This is a genomic window from Streptomyces vietnamensis (genome assembly GCF_000830005.1).
Lineage (GTDB): Bacteria > Actinomycetota > Actinomycetes > Streptomycetales > Streptomycetaceae > Streptomyces > Streptomyces vietnamensis.
In genome coordinates, this window is sequence record NZ_CP010407.1 from 3,879,199 (window position 1) to 3,895,479 (window position 16,281).

Consider the following 16,281-nt stretch of genomic DNA (forward strand, 5'->3'; position numbering starts at 1 on the left):
ACGGAGGAGGACGGAAACCCGCTCCCGCCCCGAAAACGACGGAGGGCGGGAGCACCGCTCCCGCCCTCCCGCGAGCCCCGTCAGGGACTACTCCGGCTTGGCCGCCGCCGTCTTCTTGGCGGCGGTCTTCTTCGCCGTGGCCGTCTTCGCCGTCGTCGTCTTCTTCGCCGCGGTCTTCTTGGCGGTCGTGGTCTTCTTCGCCGCCGTCTTCGTGGCCGTCTTCTTCGCCGCGGCCTTCTTCGCCGGGGCCTTCTTGGCGGCCTTCTTCGCCGGCCCCTTGGCCCGCTTCTCGGCGAGCAGCTCGTAGCCGCGCTCGGGCGTGATCGTCTCCACGCTGTCGCCGGTGCGCAGGGTGGCGTTGGTCTCGCCGTCCGTCACGTACGGGCCGAACCGCCCGTCCTTGACGACCACGGGCTTCTCGCTGACCGGGTCGGTGCCCAGCTCCTTCAGCGGCGGCTTGGCCGCGGCCCGGCCCCGCTGCTTCGGCTGCGCGTAGATCGCGAGCGCCTCTTCCAGCGTGATCGTGAAGAGCTGCTCCTCGTCCGTCAGCGACCGCGAGTCCGTGCCCTTCTTCAGGTACGGGCCGTAGCGGCCGTTCTGCGCGGTGATCTCGACGCCCTCGGCGTCGGTGCCGACGACCCGCGGCAGGGACATCAGCCGGAGCGCGTCCTCCAGGGTGACCGTGTCGAGGGACATCGACTTGAAGAGGGAGGCCGTGCGCGGCTTCACCGCGTTCTTGCCGGTCTTCGGGGTGCCCTCGGGCAGGATCTCCGTCACGTACGGGCCGTAGCGGCCGTCCTTGGCGACGATCTGGTGGCCGGTGGCCGGGTCCGTACCCAGCTCGAAGTCGCCGCTCGGCTTGGCGAGCAGCTCCTCGGCGTGCTCGACGGTCAGCTCGTCGGGCGCGAGGTCGTCGGGCACGTCGGCCTTCTGGTACCCCTCCTGCCCCTTCTCGCCGCGCTCCACGTACGCGCCGTAGCGGCCGACGCGGAGCACGATGCCGTTGCCGACGGGGAAGGAGGAGATCTCGCGCGCGTCGATCGCGCCGAGGTCGGTGACGAGCTCCTTGAGGCCGCCGAGGTGGTCGCCGTCGCCGTTCCCGGCGTCCGCCGCGCCGCCCGTACCGCCGGACTCGCCCTCACCGAAGTAGAAACGCTTCAGCCACGGCACCGCCTGGGCCTCACCGCGCGCGATGCGGTCGAGGTCGTCCTCCATCTTGGCGGTGAAGTCGTAGTCGACGAGCCGCCCGAAGTGCTTCTCCAGGAGGTTGACGACGGCGAAGCTCAGGAAGGACGGGACGAGCGCCGTGCCCTTCTTGAAGACGTAGCCGCGGTCGAGGATGGTGCCGATGATCGAGGCGTACGTCGACGGGCGGCCGATCTCGCGCTCTTCCAGCTCCTTGACCAGCGAGGCCTCGGTGTAGCGGGCCGGCGGCTTGGTCGCGTGGCCGTCCGCCGTGATCTCCTCGGCGGTCAGCGCGTCGCCCTCGGCGACCTGCGGCAGGCGCCGCTCGCGGTCGTCGAGCTCCGCGTTCGGGTCGTCGGCCCCCTCCACGTACGCCTTCATGAAGCCGTGGAAGGTGATCGTCTTGCCGGACGCGCTGAACTCGGCGTCACGGCCGTCGGCCGCCCGGCCGCCGATCTTCACGGTGACCGAGTTGCCGGTCGCGTCCTTCATCTGGGAGGCGACGGTCCGCTTCCAGATCAGCTCGTACAGCTTGAACTGGTCGCCGGTCAGGCCGGTCTCCGCCGGGGTGCGGAAACGATCACCCGAAGGCCGGATCGCCTCGTGCGCCTCCTGCGCGTTCTTGACCTTGCCCGCGTAGACGCGCGGCTTCTCCGGCAGGTAGTCGGCGCCGTACAGCTGCGTGACCTGCGCCCGGGCCGCCGCGACGGCGGTGTCGGAGAGGATCGTGGAGTCCGTACGCATGTAGGTGATGAAGCCGTTCTCGTACAGCTTCTGCGCCACCTGCATGGTCGCCTTCGCACCGAAGCCCAGCTTGCGGCTCGCCTCCTGCTGGAGGGTGGTGGTCCGGAAGGGGGCGTACGGGGAGCGGCGGTACGGCTTCGACTCGACCGAGCGGACGGAGAACGCCGTGTCGGCGAGCGCGGCGGCCAGCGCCCGCGCGTTCGCCTCGTCCAGGTGGAGCACGTTCGCGGTCTTCAGCTGCCCGTCGGCGCCGAAGTCACGGCCCTGCGCGACGCGCCTGCCGTCGACCGTGTTCAGCCGGGCGACCAGCGAGGACGGGTCGGAGGCGTCACCGGAGCGGCCGGTGCCGAAGGTGCCGGTGAGGTCCCAGTACTCGGCGGAACGGAACGCGATGCGCTCGCGCTCCCGCTCGACGACGAGACGGGTGGCGACGGACTGCACACGGCCGGCGGACAGCCGCGGCATGACCTTCTTCCACAGGACCGGCGAGACCTCGTAGCCGTACAGCCGGTCCAGGATGCGGCGGGTCTCCTGCGCGTCGACCATGCGCTGGTTCAGTTCGCGCGGGTTGGCGACGGCCTCCCGGATCGCGTCCTTGGTGATCTCGTGGAAGACCATCCGGTGGACCGGGACCTTGGGCTTCAGGACTTCCTGGAGGTGCCACGCGATGGCCTCGCCCTCGCGGTCCTCATCGGTGGCGAGGAAGAGCTCGTCGGACTCGGCGAGCAGCTCCTTGAGCTTCCTGACCTGCGCCTTCTTGTCCGCGTTGACGACGTAGATCGGCTGGAAGTCGTGCTCGACGTCGACCCCGAGGCGGCGCACCTCGCCGGTGTACTTCTCCGGCACCTCCGCGGCGCCGGAGGGGAGGTCGCGGATGTGCCCGACGCTCGCCTCGACGACGTAGCCGGGGCCGAGGTAGCCCTTGATCGTCTTCGCCTTGGCAGGCGACTCGACGATGACGAGTCGGCGGCCGCCGTGTGCGGTCTCGCTGGTCGGGGACAACTTCGCTCTTCTCTCCGGATCGACACTCTCTGGCACGTACGGCACTGGCACGCACGGCAGCGGCACGGACGGTGACGCTCCCGTCGCTGCGGAGTGTGACGGTACAACCCGCCCCCGTGTCAAACGGCAAAAGCCCGCAACGGCCACTCGAACGGTAACCCGAGTCCTGGCATTCCTGCCGCCCGGACTCCCGGTCGGGCGGGGCGGGGGTTGCGCGGCGGAGAGATCGGAAAGAGACCGGGCGCCGAACCGGAACCGGATTCAGAGCCGGCCGAAGCACCAGAGGCCGAGGGCCAGGAAGGCGGCGCCGGAGAGGCTCGTCAGCGCGACCGCGGTACGCGGGGCGACCCCGTGCGCCACGGGCTCGCGGTGCAGCGTCCGCACGGTGGTCCACAGCAGCAGCGCGCCTCCGAACAGCGTGAACGCCGCCCCCGCGAAGATCGCCGGCCCGCTCTCCATGCCCGTACCCCGTTCCGTCCCCGTGCGGCGTTCGCCCCTCGCGGCCGAGGCTGACACCCCCGGGCATCGGGAGCGCGAACTCCGGGTGAACGGCGTGGGCCGTCTCGTGCGGGTTCACGAAGATGGCCGGTAGTCATCCGCTTCCGGGAGGTCCCTCCCCCTCCCCCCGCCCCACCCCATGCGCCCCGCGCCACGCGTCTTGCGTCACACGTCACACGTCACACGTCACATCACGTCGAGCGTGGCCCGGCGTCGGCTCCCCCGCTCGAAGACGGCGAGGAGGACGACGGCGAGCAGCCCCCATCCGGCGCCGACCGCGAGCTCGGCTCCGAGCAGGTGTCCGTCCAGGCCGGCGCCGGCGGTCAGCCCGCGCGCCGCGTCCGCCGCGTGCGTGAGCGGCAGCAGCCCACCGGCGACCCGCATCCACTCCGGCAGCGTCTCCCGGGGCACGGCGGCGCCGGTCAGGAGCAGCAGCACCGAACTGGCCACGTTCGACACCAGGAACACGTCGCGGAAGCGCAGCCCGAGCGCTCCGAGCGCGAGCCCGAAGGCCGAGCAGGCGCCCGCCGCGGCGAGCAGCACCAGACCGAGCCCGGGGAGCGCCCCGGCGGGCACGGGCAGCCCGAGGACGAGCGCGGCGGTGGTGAGCACGAAGGCACTGACGAACAGCCCGTTGAGGACGTACGGGAGGGCTCGTCCGGCCCACAGGGGCAACCGGTGGCGGGGCGAGAGCAGGACGGCCCCGAGGGTGCCGTACCGGCGCTCGTTGGCGACGGCCATCGTGCCGCCGTACACGCAGGAGGCGGAAGCTGCGAGGACGGCGTTGCCCACGAGGTGGAAACGATCGTCGGCGACACCGAGTTCCCTGCCCAGGAAGACGAAGAAGAAAACCTGGAGCAGGGGTCCGACCAGCAGTGTTCCGATGAACATGGGCGGGGTCGTCCAGTTGAACAGGGCGCGGTACGAGATCGCCCCGCCGACCACGAGCAGCCGGGAGGAGGCGTGGAAGCGGAAGCCGAGGAATCGGCACCGGAAGCGGAACATCCGACGGTGGCCTTTCAGGCGAGGGCGAGGGTGGCGGCGGCGCGGGCCCGGCGCTCGACCCGGCCGAGGACGAGGACGGCGGCGAGGGCGTAGCCGGCGCCGAGGGCGAGGGCGGTGAGCAGCGGCGGGACCACGTCCCCGCCGGAGGCCGCCGCGTGGACGGCCCGCGCGCCCCAGGTGGTCGGCAGCGCCCAGGAGATCGGGTGGGTCCAGGCGGGCAGCACGGTGACGGGGACGAGCAGCCCGGACAGCAGCCAGACGGGCGTGTCGAGCGGGTTGGCGAGGGCGTTGGCGTTGCGCAGCAGGACGAAGGTCGCGGCGAGGAGGAGCCCCATCATGCCGAGCGCGAGGACGCACACCGGGACGGCGACGAGGAAGAGCAGCGGGTGCGCGAAGTCGAGCGGCACGTCGAAGAGCAGCACACCCCACAGGACGGTGGCCCCCATCGCGTACGTGCCGATGACGGCGGTCGCGAGGGTGATCGGCAGGAGTACGAGCGCGAGCGGGGTGGGCGCGACGACGAGGGTCTCCAGGGTGCCGAGCCAGCGCTGGTTCTGCACGGCGCCGCCCGAGCCGAAGAGGACGGAGCCCCAGATGCCCATGAGTCCGGCGCCGACGGAGGCGGTGAGCAGCCGGTCGGGGTCGCCGGCGGCGCGGAACAGGTAGACGGCGAGGGTCGCGTAGACGAGCGGGACGAGGACGGCGAAGGTGATCTCGATCGGGGAGCGGGACATGTACGAGACGTGGGTGCGCACCCCGACGCCGATCAGGCGCAGGACGCGGGTCGGACGGGTCACGCGGGCACCCCGTCCGGCTCGGTGGAGGACGACGGTTCGGTGGAGGACGGCGGTTCGGTGGAGGACGGCGGTTCGGTGGGGGCCGGGGCCTCGGTGGAGGCCGTCGCCTCCTCCACGATCGCGATGTAGGCGTCCTCCAGGGAGGGTTCGCGGCTGACGACCCGTCCGATGCGGACGCCGTCGAGGGCGGCCAGGACGGGTGCGTGGAGCTCGGCGCCGCGGTCCGTCTGCACGCTCACGGTCTGGACCGCGCCCCGGTCCTCGGTGGACACGCCCCGGACGCCGGGCACCCGCCGTACCCGGTCGAGGGCCTCTTCGCCCGCTCCGTACGCCTCGATGTCGAGGACGTCCCGGTCCCCGACGCGGGACTTGAGGCTCTCGGGGGTGCCGAGGGCCCGGATCCGGCCGCCGGCGATGACGGCGATGCGGTCGCAGAGTTCGTCGGCCTCGGCCATGTAGTGGGTGGTGAGGAGGACGGTGGTGCCGGCGGCGGCCAGGTCGGCGACGGTGCGGCGCAGGTCGCGGGCGGCGACGGGGTCGACGCCGATGGACGGTTCGTCGAGGAAGAGGACGTCGGGGCGGTGGAGCAGGCCGCGGGCGATGTGGAGGCGCTGCCGCATGCCCCGCGAGTACCCCTCGACGCGTTCCCTCTCCCGGCCCGTCAGGCCGACGAGGTCGAGGAGTTCGGCGATGCGCCGCTTCTGGTCGCGGGCGGGGACGCCGTACAGCTCGGCGAAGTAGCGGAGGTTGTCGAGTGCGGAGAGCCGGTCGTACAGGCCCCGGTCGCCGCCGAAGACGTACCCGATCCTGCGGCGTACGGCGACGGGGTCGCGGGCCACGTCGTGGCCGAACACCCGGGCCGTGCCGGAGGTCGGCAGGAGCAGGGTGTTGAGCATCTTGATGGTGGTGGTCTTCCCGGCGCCGTTGGGGCCGAGCAGGCCGAACAGCTCTCCCGGCGCCACCTCGAAGGTGACGCCGCGCACGGCCTCGGTCTCGGTCCGCCGGGACCTCGGCCACCCGGTCCTGCTGGTGTAGGTGCGGCGCAGTGCGTCCGCCTCGATTGCGAGCATGCGCCGGACGGTAGGAGCAGGTGGGAGGGCCGGGCCATCGATTCGGGAGGCCCCGAATCGTCGGACCACGGCCCCGGATCCTCAGGCCGCCGCCCCGGAGCCTCGGCCGCGGCCCCTCCGGGCTCATGCCACCGCGCGCAGGACGTCCTCCCCGGCGAGCAGTGCGAGCAGCGAACGGCCCGTGTCCGTCAGCTGGTAGTACACCGAGCGCCCGACGCGGTGGCGGGTCACCACACCTGCTTCCGCGAGGACCGACAGGTGTTCGGAGACCGTGCTGGCGGCGAGGCCGAGCCGGTCGGCGAGTCCGGCCGTGGTCAGGGGCCCGCCCAGTTCGCGCAGGACGGCCGCCCGGCCCCGGCCGAGCATGAGCCCGAGCCGGTCCTCGGCGACGGGCTCGGCCGGTTCGCGCAGGGCTGCGGCGCCCCGGGCCTGGAAGCTGAGCGCGAAGACCTCGGGGTCGTCGGTCGAGTAGAGCCGGCAGCCCTCCGCGAAGACCAGCGGCACGAGGACGAGGCGCCGCTCGCCGGGGGTGTACTCCGCGTCGATGTACTTGGTCAGTTCGAGTACGGGCGGCTGCCACCGCCCCCGTGCCTCCAGGCCGGCGAACAGCGCGTCGACGCCTTCGGTCGCGAACGTCCTGGCCCGGACGAGGACCTCGTCCTCGACGAGCCGGCGCATCGTCGGCCAGTACGGCTCGATCGCGCCCTCCCAGTAGGCGGCGTACGCGTCGGCGAGCGCCGCGCAGGCGGCCTCCGGGTCCTTCAGGTAGGGCTGCAGGAAGGGCGCGTCGAGCAGGTCCGGGTAGCAGACGGCCGCCTGGGCGCGGACGAACTCCGGGTCGGTGCCCCGCAGCGCGGCGAGCTCCTCGTGGATGTGGACGGTGCCGAAGGGCCGGGGCAGCAGGAAGTCGGAGACCTCGCCCGGCCCCTTCTCGACCAGGTCCCACAGGGGGCGGAGCCGGTCGTCCTCGCGCCACACCTCGCGCGCCTGCCCGACCCACTCCTGGTAGGGCCAGGAGGGGTGTCGGTGCGGCAGCGCGAGGTGCATCGCGCAGAACGTGTCACGCAGCGGGCTGATCGCGATCCGGGTCGCCCCGAGCGAGGCCTCGTCCAGCTCGATCCGTATCAAGCGCCGCTCCCTTCGGTCACGGGCAGCAGGGAGGCGGGGATCAGGAAGCCCTCCTCGACGAGCAGCCGGATCGCCTGCGGGGTGCGGTCCCGCAGCAGGACCGGGTCCTCGCCCATCAGCTGTCCGATCGCGTCGAGGATGCGGCCCGCGCTGAGGGTGCCGTCGCAGACGCCGGCGAACCCGGCGCCGACGTGGTCGACCTTGGTGGCGCGGCGCATGCCCCGGTTCTGCCGGAGCACCACGTGCTCGGGGTCCTCGGCGCCCGGCAGTCCGACCTGCTCCTGCACGACCTCGGGCGCGAGGGTGAAGCTGTCGGCGAGGAGCGCGGCGTCGTCGTGGCCGCGCAGGTAGTCCTGGCGCTCGAAGTGGGCGCGGACGGTGGGGCCGAGGGGCTGCTCGACGGGGTGCGGCCACTCCTCGACGACGATCGAGGGTTCGACGGCGCCGGAGGCCACGGCCTCACTGCGCCGGATGGTGATCCAGCCGAAGCCGACCGCGCGGGTCTTGCTCGCCTCGAACTCGTCGAGCCAGCGGTCGTACGCCGCCCGGTAGGCGTCCGGGTCGCCGCGGTGGTCACCGCTGTCCCGCAGCCACAGTTCGGTGTACTGGGTGATGTCCTGGACCTCGCGCTGCACGATCCAGGCGTCGCAGCCGCGCGGCACCCAGGACCGCAGCCGCTCCTGCCACTCCTCGCCCTCGACGTGCTGCCAGTTGGCGAGGAACTGGGCGTATCCGCCGTCGTTGAGCCGCTCCCCGGCCTGCTGGACGAGGGTGCGGCACAGGTCGTCGCCGCTCATCCCGCCGTCCCGGTAGGTGAGGCCGGCGCCGGGGGAGATCACGAACGGCGGGTTGGAGACGATCAGGTCGTACGTGTCGCCGTCGACGGGCTCAAAAAGGGAGCCGGTCAGCAGCTCGGCCTCGCGGGCCCCGGAGAGGGCGAGGGTGAGCCGGGTGAAGTCCAGGGCGCGCGGGTTGAGGTCGGTGGCGGTGACCAGGGTGGCGTGCTGGGCGGCGTGCAGCGCCTGGATGCCGGAGCCGGTGCCGAGGTCGAGCGCGGAGGAGACCGGCGTGCGGACCGTGATGCCGGCGAGGGTGGTGGAGGCGCCGCCGACGCCGAGGACGACTCCTTCGTCCTTCTTCCCGATGCCGCCGGCGCCGCCGACGGCGCAGCCCAGGTCGGAGACGATGAACCAGTCCTCGCCGTCGGGTCCGCCGTACGGCCGGACGTCGACCGTGGCGAGCACGGTGTCGTCCTCGGGGACCAGCCAGCCGTCGGCGAGGGCCTCGTCGAGCGGGAGCGCGGCGGCGGCCCGGTCGGCGGCGACGGGCTCCTGGAGCAGGAAGAGCCGGACGAGGATCTCCAGCGGGGAGTCGCCGCGGGTGGCGCGCAGGGCGGGCACGGTCTCGCTGCGGGCGAGTGCCGCGTAGGCCGGGGCGCCGAGCAGGTCGAGCAGGCCGTCGGCGGTGAAGTCGGCGGCGAGCAGTGCCTCGCGCAGACGGGTGGCGTGCGCGGGCACCGGGAGGCGGGAAGGCAGGGTCGTACTCACCGCTCCATTGTGACGGCCGCCACCGACATCCGGGCGGCCGACCCGGCGGCGGGCGGCCGATCGCCGCCGGCCACCGGGTCCGGTCGCCGCAGGTGCCGGGCCGATCGGCCCCGGTGCCTGCTCCTCGGCCGGGTCGACCGGCCCTGGCGCCTGCCCTTCGCCGCTGCCGGGCTAGGACTTCTTGGTCGGCTTGGCGGACGCCTTCTTCGTCGGGTCCGAGGAACCGGAGTCCGAGTCGGAGTCGGAGGTGGCTCCGGAGGTGGGGGTGGAGCCGGCGTTCGGGGAGGCGGAGGTCTTCGGCGGGACCGAGGCCGTGGGCTTCTGGCAGCCGGGCTGCTTGGCCATCGCCTGGCCCAGCTGGCCCTCCTCCAGCTTGGACAGGGCGTTCTGGTCCATCTTCTCGATCTTGGTCAGGCCGTCGGCGACGCCCTGGAGGCCGTCCGCGAACTTCTGCTGGTTCGTCGGGTCCAGCGCGTCGACCTGCTTCTTGAGCCCCTCGTAGGCCAGCGCGGTGGCGTTGAGCTCCTTGATCGCGTCCTGCTGGACCTTCTGGCCGTTGTCGACGGGCGGGGCCCCGGCGGCCTCGACGGCCTTGGCGAGGGCGCGGTCGGCGTTCGCGATGTCCTGGAACGCCTTCGAGTCGGCGGCCTGGATCTCGGCCGGCTTGCTGTCGGCAGCGGTCGAGATGATGATCTGGTGGGCGTCGGCCCGCTTCTGGATCTGCGGCTTCGCCTGGTCGCAGAAGGTCTTCGCCCAGTCACCCACCTTGTCGCCCTCGTCACTGCTGCAACCGGACAGCGCGAGCACCAGTACCGCGCCGCCGGACAGTGCGGCCGCAAGCTTCTTGTTCAACGGATCGGTCCCTTCCAAGGCTCTCGGCCCCGGAACATACACGCCGAACGGGCTACTTCCACCTTTCGTGCGACGGATTACTCCCACTTTGCAGCCTTTTGAACCAAGGGATGAACCTCACGACCACCCCGTAAACATCAGGGAATGAGACGGACGCCACGTCAGGAGACGGCCACCGAGCGCCTCTTGGAGGCGCGGACCGCGCCGATCACGACGAGGAGCGCGATCACCGCGACCGCGGCCCGCAGGCCGGCGCTCGCGTCGCTGCCGTAGCTGAACCGCACGACCGCCGGGGCGATCAGCAGGGCGACCAGGTTCATCACCTTCAGGAGGGGGTTGATCGCCGGGCCCGCCGTGTCCTTGAACGGGTCGCCGACCGTGTCCCCGATGACGGTCGCCTCGTGCGCCTCGCTGCCCTTGCCGCCGTGGTTGCCGTCCTCGACCAGCTTCTTCGCGTTGTCCCAGGCGCCACCGGAGTTGGCGAGGAAGACCGCCATCAGCGCGCCCGCCCCGATCGCCCCGGCGAGGTACGCGCCGAGCGGGCCGACCCCGAGCGCGAAGCCGACCGCGATCGGGGCCATCACGGCGAGCAGTCCGGGCGTGGCGAGTTCGCGCAGCGCGTCCTTGGTGCAGATGTCGACGACCCGCCCGTACTCCGGCTTCTCGGTGAAGTTCATGATCCCGGGGTGTTCGAGGAACTGCCGCCGGACTTCGTAGACGACCGATCCGGCCGAGCGGGACACCGCGTTGATGGCGAGCCCCGAGAAGAGGAAGACGACCGCCGCGCCGAGGATCAGCCCGAAGAGGTTGTTGGGCTGCGAGATGTCCAAGGAGAGCGTCGCATCGCTGAACCTCCCGGCCCTCCCGGCTTCCCCGACGTCGGCGATCGCGGTCGCGATGGCGTCCCGGTACGAGCCGAAGAGCGCCGACGCCGCCAGGACGGCGGTGGCGATGGCGATGCCCTTGGTGATGGCCTTCGTGGTGTTGCCGACGGCGTCGAGGTCGGTGAGGACCTGCGCGCCCGCCCCCGTGACGTCCCCGGACATCTCCGCGATGCCCTGGGCGTTGTCGGCGACCGGGCCGAAGGTGTCCATGGCGACGATCACGCCGACGGTGGTGAGCAGCCCCGTCCCGGCGAGGGCCACCGCGAACAGCGCCAGCGTGATCGAGGTGCCGCCGAGCAGGAACGCCCCGTAGACGGTGAGGCCGATCAGCAGGGCGGTGTAGACGGCGGACTCCATGCCGAGCGCCACGCCCGCGAGGACGACCGTGGCGGGGCCGGTGAGCGAGGACTTGCCGATGTCCCTGACCGGCCGCCGGTTCGTCTCGGTGAAGTAGCCGGTGAGCTGCTGGATGAGCGCGGCGAGGACGATGCCGAGGGCGACCGCGACCAGGGCGAGGACCCGCGGATCGCCGCCGTGGGTGTGGATGCCCGGCTCGGTGACGCCTGCGAGCTCGGCGTACGAGGACGGCAGGTACGTGAACGCGGCGACGGCGACGAGCGCCAGCGAGATCACCGCCGAGACCAGGAATCCGCGGTTGATCGCGCTCATCCCTCCGCGGTCGGCGCGCCGCGGGGCGACCGTGAGGATGCCGATCACGGCGGTGACCACGCCGATCGCCGGCACCATCAGGGGGAACGCGAGACCGTGGTCGCCGAAGGCCGCCTTGCCGAGGATGAGGGCGGCGACCAGGGTCACGGCGTACGACTCGAAGAGGTCGGCGGCCATGCCGGCGCAGTCTCCGACGTTGTCGCCCACGTTGTCGGCGATGGTGGCGGCGTTGCGCGGGTCGTCCTCGGGGATGCCCTGCTCGACCTTGCCGACGAGGTCGGCGCCGACGTCGGCGGCCTTGGTGAAGATGCCGCCGCCCACCCGCATGAACATGGCGATGAGCGCGGCGCCGAGTCCGAACCCCTCCAGGACCTTGGGCGCGTCGGCGGCGTAGACGAGGACGACGCAGGAGGCCCCGAGCAGTCCGAGGCCGACCGTGCACATGCCGACGACCCCGCCCGTACGGAACGCGATCCGCATCGCCCGGTGCGCGACCTCGCTCCGGTCCTTCTCGGGTTCGCCCGGCGCCGGGGTGGCCTCCCTGGCCGCGGCGGCGACCCGCACGTTGGCCCGTACGGCGAGCCGCATGCCGAGGTAGCCGGTGACCGCCGAGAAGAGCGCCCCGACCAGGAAGAACAGGGAACGTCCGGCGCGCTGCGACCAGTTGTCGGCGGGCAGCAGCATCAGCAGGAAGAACACGGCGGCCGCGAAGACGGCGAGGGTCCGCAGCTGCCGCGCGAGGTAGGCGTTGGCCCCCTCCTGCACGGCTGCGGCGATCTCCTTCATCCTCTCGGTGCCCTCACCGGCCGCGAGCACCTGGCGGACGAAGAGCCGCGCGACGACCAGCGCGGCGAGGGCGACGGCCGCGACGACGACCACGATCGTCCGGTTCCCGCTCGTGAGCACCGCCGCGGCGAGGGTTGTGGGGTACATGGACGGATCATAGGGAGACAAACCGGCACAGACCGGGATGCGCCAATTCGTGGGCGAGGACACCCGCAGGCTGGGCGAGGACACCCACGGGCAAAACGGAAGAGGCCCCGCGATGCGGAGCCTCTTCCGTTTGTACGTGTACGGGTCAGGACAGGACGTCCGCCGAGGTCACCGGCCACGTCATCCGGATGGTGCCGCCGTCCTCGCCGGCGCTCACCTCGACGTCGTCGACGAGCCCGCGGATCACCGCGAGCCCCATCTCGTCCTCACCGCCGGCGTCGTCGAAGTCCTCGGCCGGGGCCGCGGCCCGCGCACCGGGGACACCGACGGCATCGGCCGCCGCCACCCCCGCACCCGGCACCTCGTCGCCGACCTCGATGGAGAACGTCTTCTCCTCCTCGGTCAGGACGACCCGGATGGGGGTCGTGACGTCGTTGCTCCGGTGCAGTCCGACCGCACGGGAACAGGCCTCACCCACAGCGAGACGCACCTCGTCGAGGACCGCCTCGTCCACACCCGCCCGGCGCGCGACCGCGGCCGCCACCAGACGGGCCGTGCGGACGTGCTCGGGCTGAGCACTGAAGCGGAGTTCAACGGTGGCCATGCGAACCCCCTGGGCTCAGTCGACGGCGTTGACGGCCTCGTCGACCGAGGTGTGGATCGGGAACACCTTGGTGAGACCCGTGATCCGGAAAATCTTGAGAATGCGCTCCTGGTTGCAGACCAGACGCAGCGAGCCCTCGTGCGCGCGAACGCGCTTCAGGCCGCCGACGAGCACACCGAGGCCGGTGGAGTCGAGGAAGTCCACGCCCTCCATGTCGACGACCAGGTGGTAGCTGCCGTCGTTCACCAACTCGACCAACTGCTCGCGCAGCTTGGGCGCGGTATACACATCAATCTCGCCACCGACCTCGACGACCGTACGGTCACCACCAGCGCCGGACACATTGCGAGTCGACAGGGACAGGTCCACGGATCCTCCAGCACCTTGCTATCGGGCGATCGTCCCCTCGGGTCTCCGGGGCGGAGCCGAGGAACGGAACGCCAGCCGCGATGGCATTCAATCACTTACCAGCAGCCATGCACGACGCCTTGGAAGCATTGTCCGTCATGGCAGTGACACACTCGGTGCCGATGGCCAAGAATCACCGCCCCCGTCGTCCGGCCGGGGAAACGGGCGACCGCCCCTCTCCCGGCATGATCCTGGACCGGCTCTCCTCGGGCGAGAGCCGGGCCGCGCGCATCACTCATACGGAGCACATGCCCGCCCGGGAGGGCCGCCATGCCGTCTGGCCGCACCGCATCCGTCCGGAAGTGATCGCGGCGATCCGGGCGGCCGGCATCGAGCACCCCTGGGCCCACCAGGCGGAGGCCGCCGAGCACGCCCTGGACGGCGAGTCCGTGGTGATCGCCACGGGCACCGCCTCGGGCAAGTCGCTCGCCTACCTCGCCCCGGTCCTCAGCACCCTCCTGGACGGCTCGGAGGCCCCGAACGGCCGCGGCACCACCGCCCTCTACCTGGCGCCCACCAAGGCCCTCGCCGCCGACCAGCGGCGCGCCGTGCGGGAACTGGCCGCCCCGCTCGGCAACCGGATCCGCCCCGCCGTCTACGACGGCGACACGCCGGTCGAGGAGCGCGAGTGGGTCCGCCAGTACGCGAACTACGTGCTGACCAACCCCGACATGCTGCACCGGGGCATACTCCCCTCCCACCCCAGGTGGTCCTCCTTCCTGCGCTCCCTGCGCTACGTCGTGATCGACGAGTGCCACACCTACCGGGGCGTCTTCGGCTCCCACGTCGCCCAGGTGCTGCGCCGCCTGCGCCGGATCTGCGCCCGGTACGGCTCCGAACCGGTCTTCCTCCTCGCCTCGGCCACCTCCGCCGAACCCGCCCTGGCCGCCGGCCGCCTCACCGGCCTGCCCGTCACCGAGGTCTCCGACGACGCCTCCCCGCGCGGCGAGCTGGTCTTCGCCCTGTGGGAGCCGCCGCTGACCGAGCTGCAGGGCGAGCGCGGCGCGCCCGTGCGCCGCACCGCCACCGCCGAGACCGCGGACCTGCTGACCGGCCTGACCCGGCAGGGCGTCCGCTCGGTCGCCTTCGTCCGCTCCCGGCGCGGCGCCGAGCTGATCTCGGTGATCGCCCAGGAACGGCTGGCCGAGACCGACCGCGCGCTCGCCCGCCGCGTCGCCGCCTACCGGGGCGGCTACCTGCCCGAGGAGCGCCGCGCCCTGGAGCGGGCCCTGCACTCCGGCGAGCTCCTCGGCCTGGCCGCCACGACCGCCCTGGAACTGGGCGTGGACGTCTCAGGCCTGGACGCCGTCCTGATCGCCGGCTACCCGGGCACCCGGGCCTCCCTGTGGCAGCAGGCGGGCCGCGCCGGCCGCTCGGGCGAGGGCGCCCTCGCGATCCTGGTCGCCCGGGACGACCCGCTGGACACCTTCCTCGTCCACCACCCGGAAGCGATCTTCGAACAGCCGGTCGAGACGACCGTCCTGGACCCCGACAACCCCTACGTCCTCGCCCCCCATCTGTGCGCCGCCGCCGCGGAGCTCCCGCTGACCGAACCGGACCTGGCCCTCTTCGGCCCGGCCGTGCCCGGCCTGCTGCCCCAGCTGGAAGGCGCCGGCCTGCTGCGCCGCCGCTCCACCGGCTGGTACTGGACCCGCCGCGAACGGGCCGCCGACCTGACCGACATCCGGGGCGGCGGCGGCAGCCCCGTCCGGATCGTGGAGGCCGGCACCGGCCGCCTCCTCGGCACGGTCGACGAGGCCGCCTCCCACACCGCCGTCCACGAGGGCGCCGTCCACCTCCACCAGGGCCGCACCTACCTGGTGCGGGAGCTCGACCTCAAGGACTCCGTGGCCCTCGTCGAGGAGGCCGTCCCCCCGTACTCCACCACCGCCCGCGACACCACCTCCATCACCGTCCTCGAAACCGACACCGAGATCCCCTGGGGAGCCGGCCGCCTCTGCTACGGCTCCGTCGAGGTCACCAACCAGGTCGTCTCCTTCCTCCGCCGCCGTCTGATCACCGGCGAGGTGCTCGGCGAGACCAAGCTCGACCTGCCGCCCCGCACCCTGCGCACCCGGGCCGTGTGGTGGACGGTCACCGAGGACCAGCTCGACGCCGCCCGGATCACCCCGGAGATCCTCGGCGGCGCCCTGCACGCCGCCGAGCACGCCTCCATCGGCATGCTGCCTCTCTTCGCCACCTGCGACCGCTGGGACATCGGCGGCGTCTCCGTACCGCTCCATCCCGACACCCTGCTGCCGACCGTCTTCGTGTACGACGGGCACCCGGGCGGCGCAGGCTTCGCCGAGCGCGCCTTCCACACCGCCCGCGCCTGGCTGACGGCCACCCGGGAGGCCATCGCCTCCTGCGAGTGCGAGGCGGGCTGCCCCTCCTGCATCCAGTCCCCGAAGTGCGGCAACGGCAACGATCCGCTCCACAAGCGCGGCGCCGTCCGCCTCCTCACGGAACTCCTGAGGGAGGCCCCGGAGCCGTCCCAGGGGCCCTCTCCAGCAGCGGAGCCCGCCCCGGAGGACCCGCCCGCGACCTGACCTCCGGCCGGTACGGGCCGCGCACGACCCTGGCGGTCACCTCCGCGATCCCGTCCCGCACCGCGCACCGCGCCAGCTCGGCGCCCTGCGCGGCGGCCACCCGCGAGGCGGCGGCGCACGCCTCGGCCTCGCCCCACAGGGCCCGGTCGGCGGCGGCGAGGGCGGCCAGGTCGGCGGCCCCGCCGGCCCGGTGCCTGGCGCCCACCGCCTGCCCGAGCGCGAGCACCACCCCGAACACCACGCACAACGCGCACGCCGCGAACGCGGCCCACACGGTCGCCGCCCCACGGTCACCACCACGGCCGGCCTTCCGCCCCGTCACGGCACTCCCCCGCCCACCGCGTCCGGCCTTCCGGCCCGTCACGGCACTGCCCCACCCATCGCGTCCGGCCTTCCGGCCCGTCAC

General features: G+C 72.6%; 13 protein-coding genes. 1 reads left to right on the forward strand and 12 read right to left on the reverse strand.

Going from position 1 to position 16,281, the window contains the following annotated elements:
- Nucleotides 1-87 precede the first annotated feature (87 nt).
- The 11 genes from topA to SVTN_RS17250 all read right to left on the reverse strand — a co-directional run bounded on the left by topA (nucleotide 88) and on the right by SVTN_RS17250 (nucleotide 13,287).
- Nucleotides 88-2,931, reverse strand: a complete 2,844-nt coding sequence (gene topA / locus SVTN_RS17200; RefSeq protein ID WP_041129894.1) for a type I DNA topoisomerase — start codon at nucleotides 2,929-2,931, stop codon at nucleotides 88-90.
- 261 nt (nucleotides 2,932-3,192) lie between these two features.
- Nucleotides 3,193-3,390, reverse strand: coding sequence for a hypothetical protein (locus SVTN_RS17205; RefSeq protein WP_041129895.1), 198 nt, complete (start codon nucleotides 3,388-3,390; stop codon nucleotides 3,193-3,195).
- A 225-nt stretch (nucleotides 3,391-3,615) separates the two neighbouring features.
- Nucleotides 3,616-4,434, reverse strand: coding sequence for an ABC transporter permease (locus SVTN_RS17210; RefSeq protein ID WP_052499166.1), 819 nt, complete (start codon nucleotides 4,432-4,434; stop codon nucleotides 3,616-3,618).
- Between the two features lie 14 nt (nucleotides 4,435-4,448).
- Nucleotides 4,449-5,231, reverse strand: a complete 783-nt coding sequence (locus SVTN_RS17215) for an ABC transporter permease (protein WP_041129896.1) — start codon at nucleotides 5,229-5,231, stop codon at nucleotides 4,449-4,451.
- Complete coding sequence (locus SVTN_RS17220; protein WP_041129897.1) at nucleotides 5,228-6,301, reverse strand: ABC transporter ATP-binding protein; 1,074 nt, start codon at nucleotides 6,299-6,301, stop codon at nucleotides 5,228-5,230. The genes SVTN_RS17215 and SVTN_RS17220 overlap by 4 nt, the downstream gene beginning before the upstream one ends.
- 123 nt (nucleotides 6,302-6,424) lie before the next feature.
- The gene (locus SVTN_RS17225) at nucleotides 6,425-7,429 is read right to left on the reverse strand and encodes an ArsR/SmtB family transcription factor (RefSeq protein WP_041129898.1); all 1,005 of its coding nucleotides are present in this window, start codon (nucleotides 7,427-7,429) and stop codon (nucleotides 6,425-6,427) included.
- Complete coding sequence (locus SVTN_RS17230; RefSeq protein ID WP_041129899.1) at nucleotides 7,426-8,976, reverse strand: DUF7059 domain-containing protein; 1,551 nt, start codon at nucleotides 8,974-8,976, stop codon at nucleotides 7,426-7,428. The genes SVTN_RS17225 and SVTN_RS17230 overlap by 4 nt, the downstream gene beginning before the upstream one ends.
- Before the next feature lie 171 nt (nucleotides 8,977-9,147).
- The gene (locus tag SVTN_RS17235; protein ID WP_041129900.1) at nucleotides 9,148-9,828 is read right to left on the reverse strand and encodes a hypothetical protein; all 681 of its coding nucleotides are present in this window, start codon (nucleotides 9,826-9,828) and stop codon (nucleotides 9,148-9,150) included.
- 161 nt (nucleotides 9,829-9,989) lie between these two features.
- Nucleotides 9,990-12,314 carry a sodium-translocating pyrophosphatase gene (locus SVTN_RS17240; RefSeq protein ID WP_041129901.1) on the reverse strand — a complete coding sequence of 775 codons (2,325 nt, stop codon included), beginning with the start codon at nucleotides 12,312-12,314 and terminating at the stop codon, nucleotides 9,990-9,992.
- A gap of 145 nt (nucleotides 12,315-12,459) precedes the next feature.
- On the reverse strand, nucleotides 12,460-12,918 hold the full coding sequence (locus SVTN_RS17245) for an ATP-binding protein (RefSeq protein ID WP_041129902.1): 459 nt from the start codon (nucleotides 12,916-12,918) through the stop codon (nucleotides 12,460-12,462).
- 15 nt (nucleotides 12,919-12,933) lie between these two features.
- Nucleotides 12,934-13,287 carry an STAS domain-containing protein gene (locus SVTN_RS17250; RefSeq protein WP_015034520.1) on the reverse strand — a complete coding sequence of 118 codons (354 nt, stop codon included), beginning with the start codon at nucleotides 13,285-13,287 and terminating at the stop codon, nucleotides 12,934-12,936.
- A gap of 80 nt (nucleotides 13,288-13,367) precedes the next feature.
- On the opposite strand from SVTN_RS17250, the gene SVTN_RS17255 reads away from it, so the two are divergent.
- Complete coding sequence (locus tag SVTN_RS17255; RefSeq protein ID WP_041129903.1) at nucleotides 13,368-15,875, forward strand: DEAD/DEAH box helicase; 2,508 nt, start codon at nucleotides 13,368-13,370, stop codon at nucleotides 15,873-15,875.
- On the opposite strand, the gene SVTN_RS42100 is transcribed toward SVTN_RS17255, so the two are convergent.
- The gene (locus tag SVTN_RS42100; RefSeq protein ID WP_245727563.1) at nucleotides 15,787-16,197 is read right to left on the reverse strand and encodes an Rv3654c family TadE-like protein; all 411 of its coding nucleotides are present in this window, start codon (nucleotides 16,195-16,197) and stop codon (nucleotides 15,787-15,789) included. The two genes, SVTN_RS17255 and SVTN_RS42100, sit on opposite strands and share 89 nt — an antisense overlap.
- Nucleotides 16,198-16,281 lie beyond the last annotated feature (84 nt).

What these genes read in the sequence shown, in the direction of transcription:
- SVTN_RS17205 (WP_041129895.1), bottom strand. Translation starts at nt 3,390, where the DNA reads ATGGAGAGCGGGCCGGCGATCTTCGCGGGGGCGGCGTTCACGCTGTTC.
- SVTN_RS17240 (WP_041129901.1), bottom strand. Translation starts at nt 12,314, where the DNA reads ATGTACCCCACAACCCTCGCCGCGGCGGTGCTCACGAGCGGGAACCGG.
- SVTN_RS17220 (WP_041129897.1), bottom strand. Translation starts at nt 6,301, where the DNA reads ATGCTCGCAATCGAGGCGGACGCACTGCGCCGCACCTACACCAGCAGG.
- SVTN_RS17245 (WP_041129902.1), bottom strand. Translation starts at nt 12,918, where the DNA reads ATGGCCACCGTTGAACTCCGCTTCAGTGCTCAGCCCGAGCACGTCCGC.
- SVTN_RS17210 (WP_052499166.1), bottom strand. Translation starts at nt 4,434, where the DNA reads ATGTTCCGCTTCCGGTGCCGATTCCTCGGCTTCCGCTTCCACGCCTCC.
- SVTN_RS17255 (WP_041129903.1), top strand. Translation starts at nt 13,368, where the DNA reads ATGGCATTCAATCACTTACCAGCAGCCATGCACGACGCCTTGGAAGCA.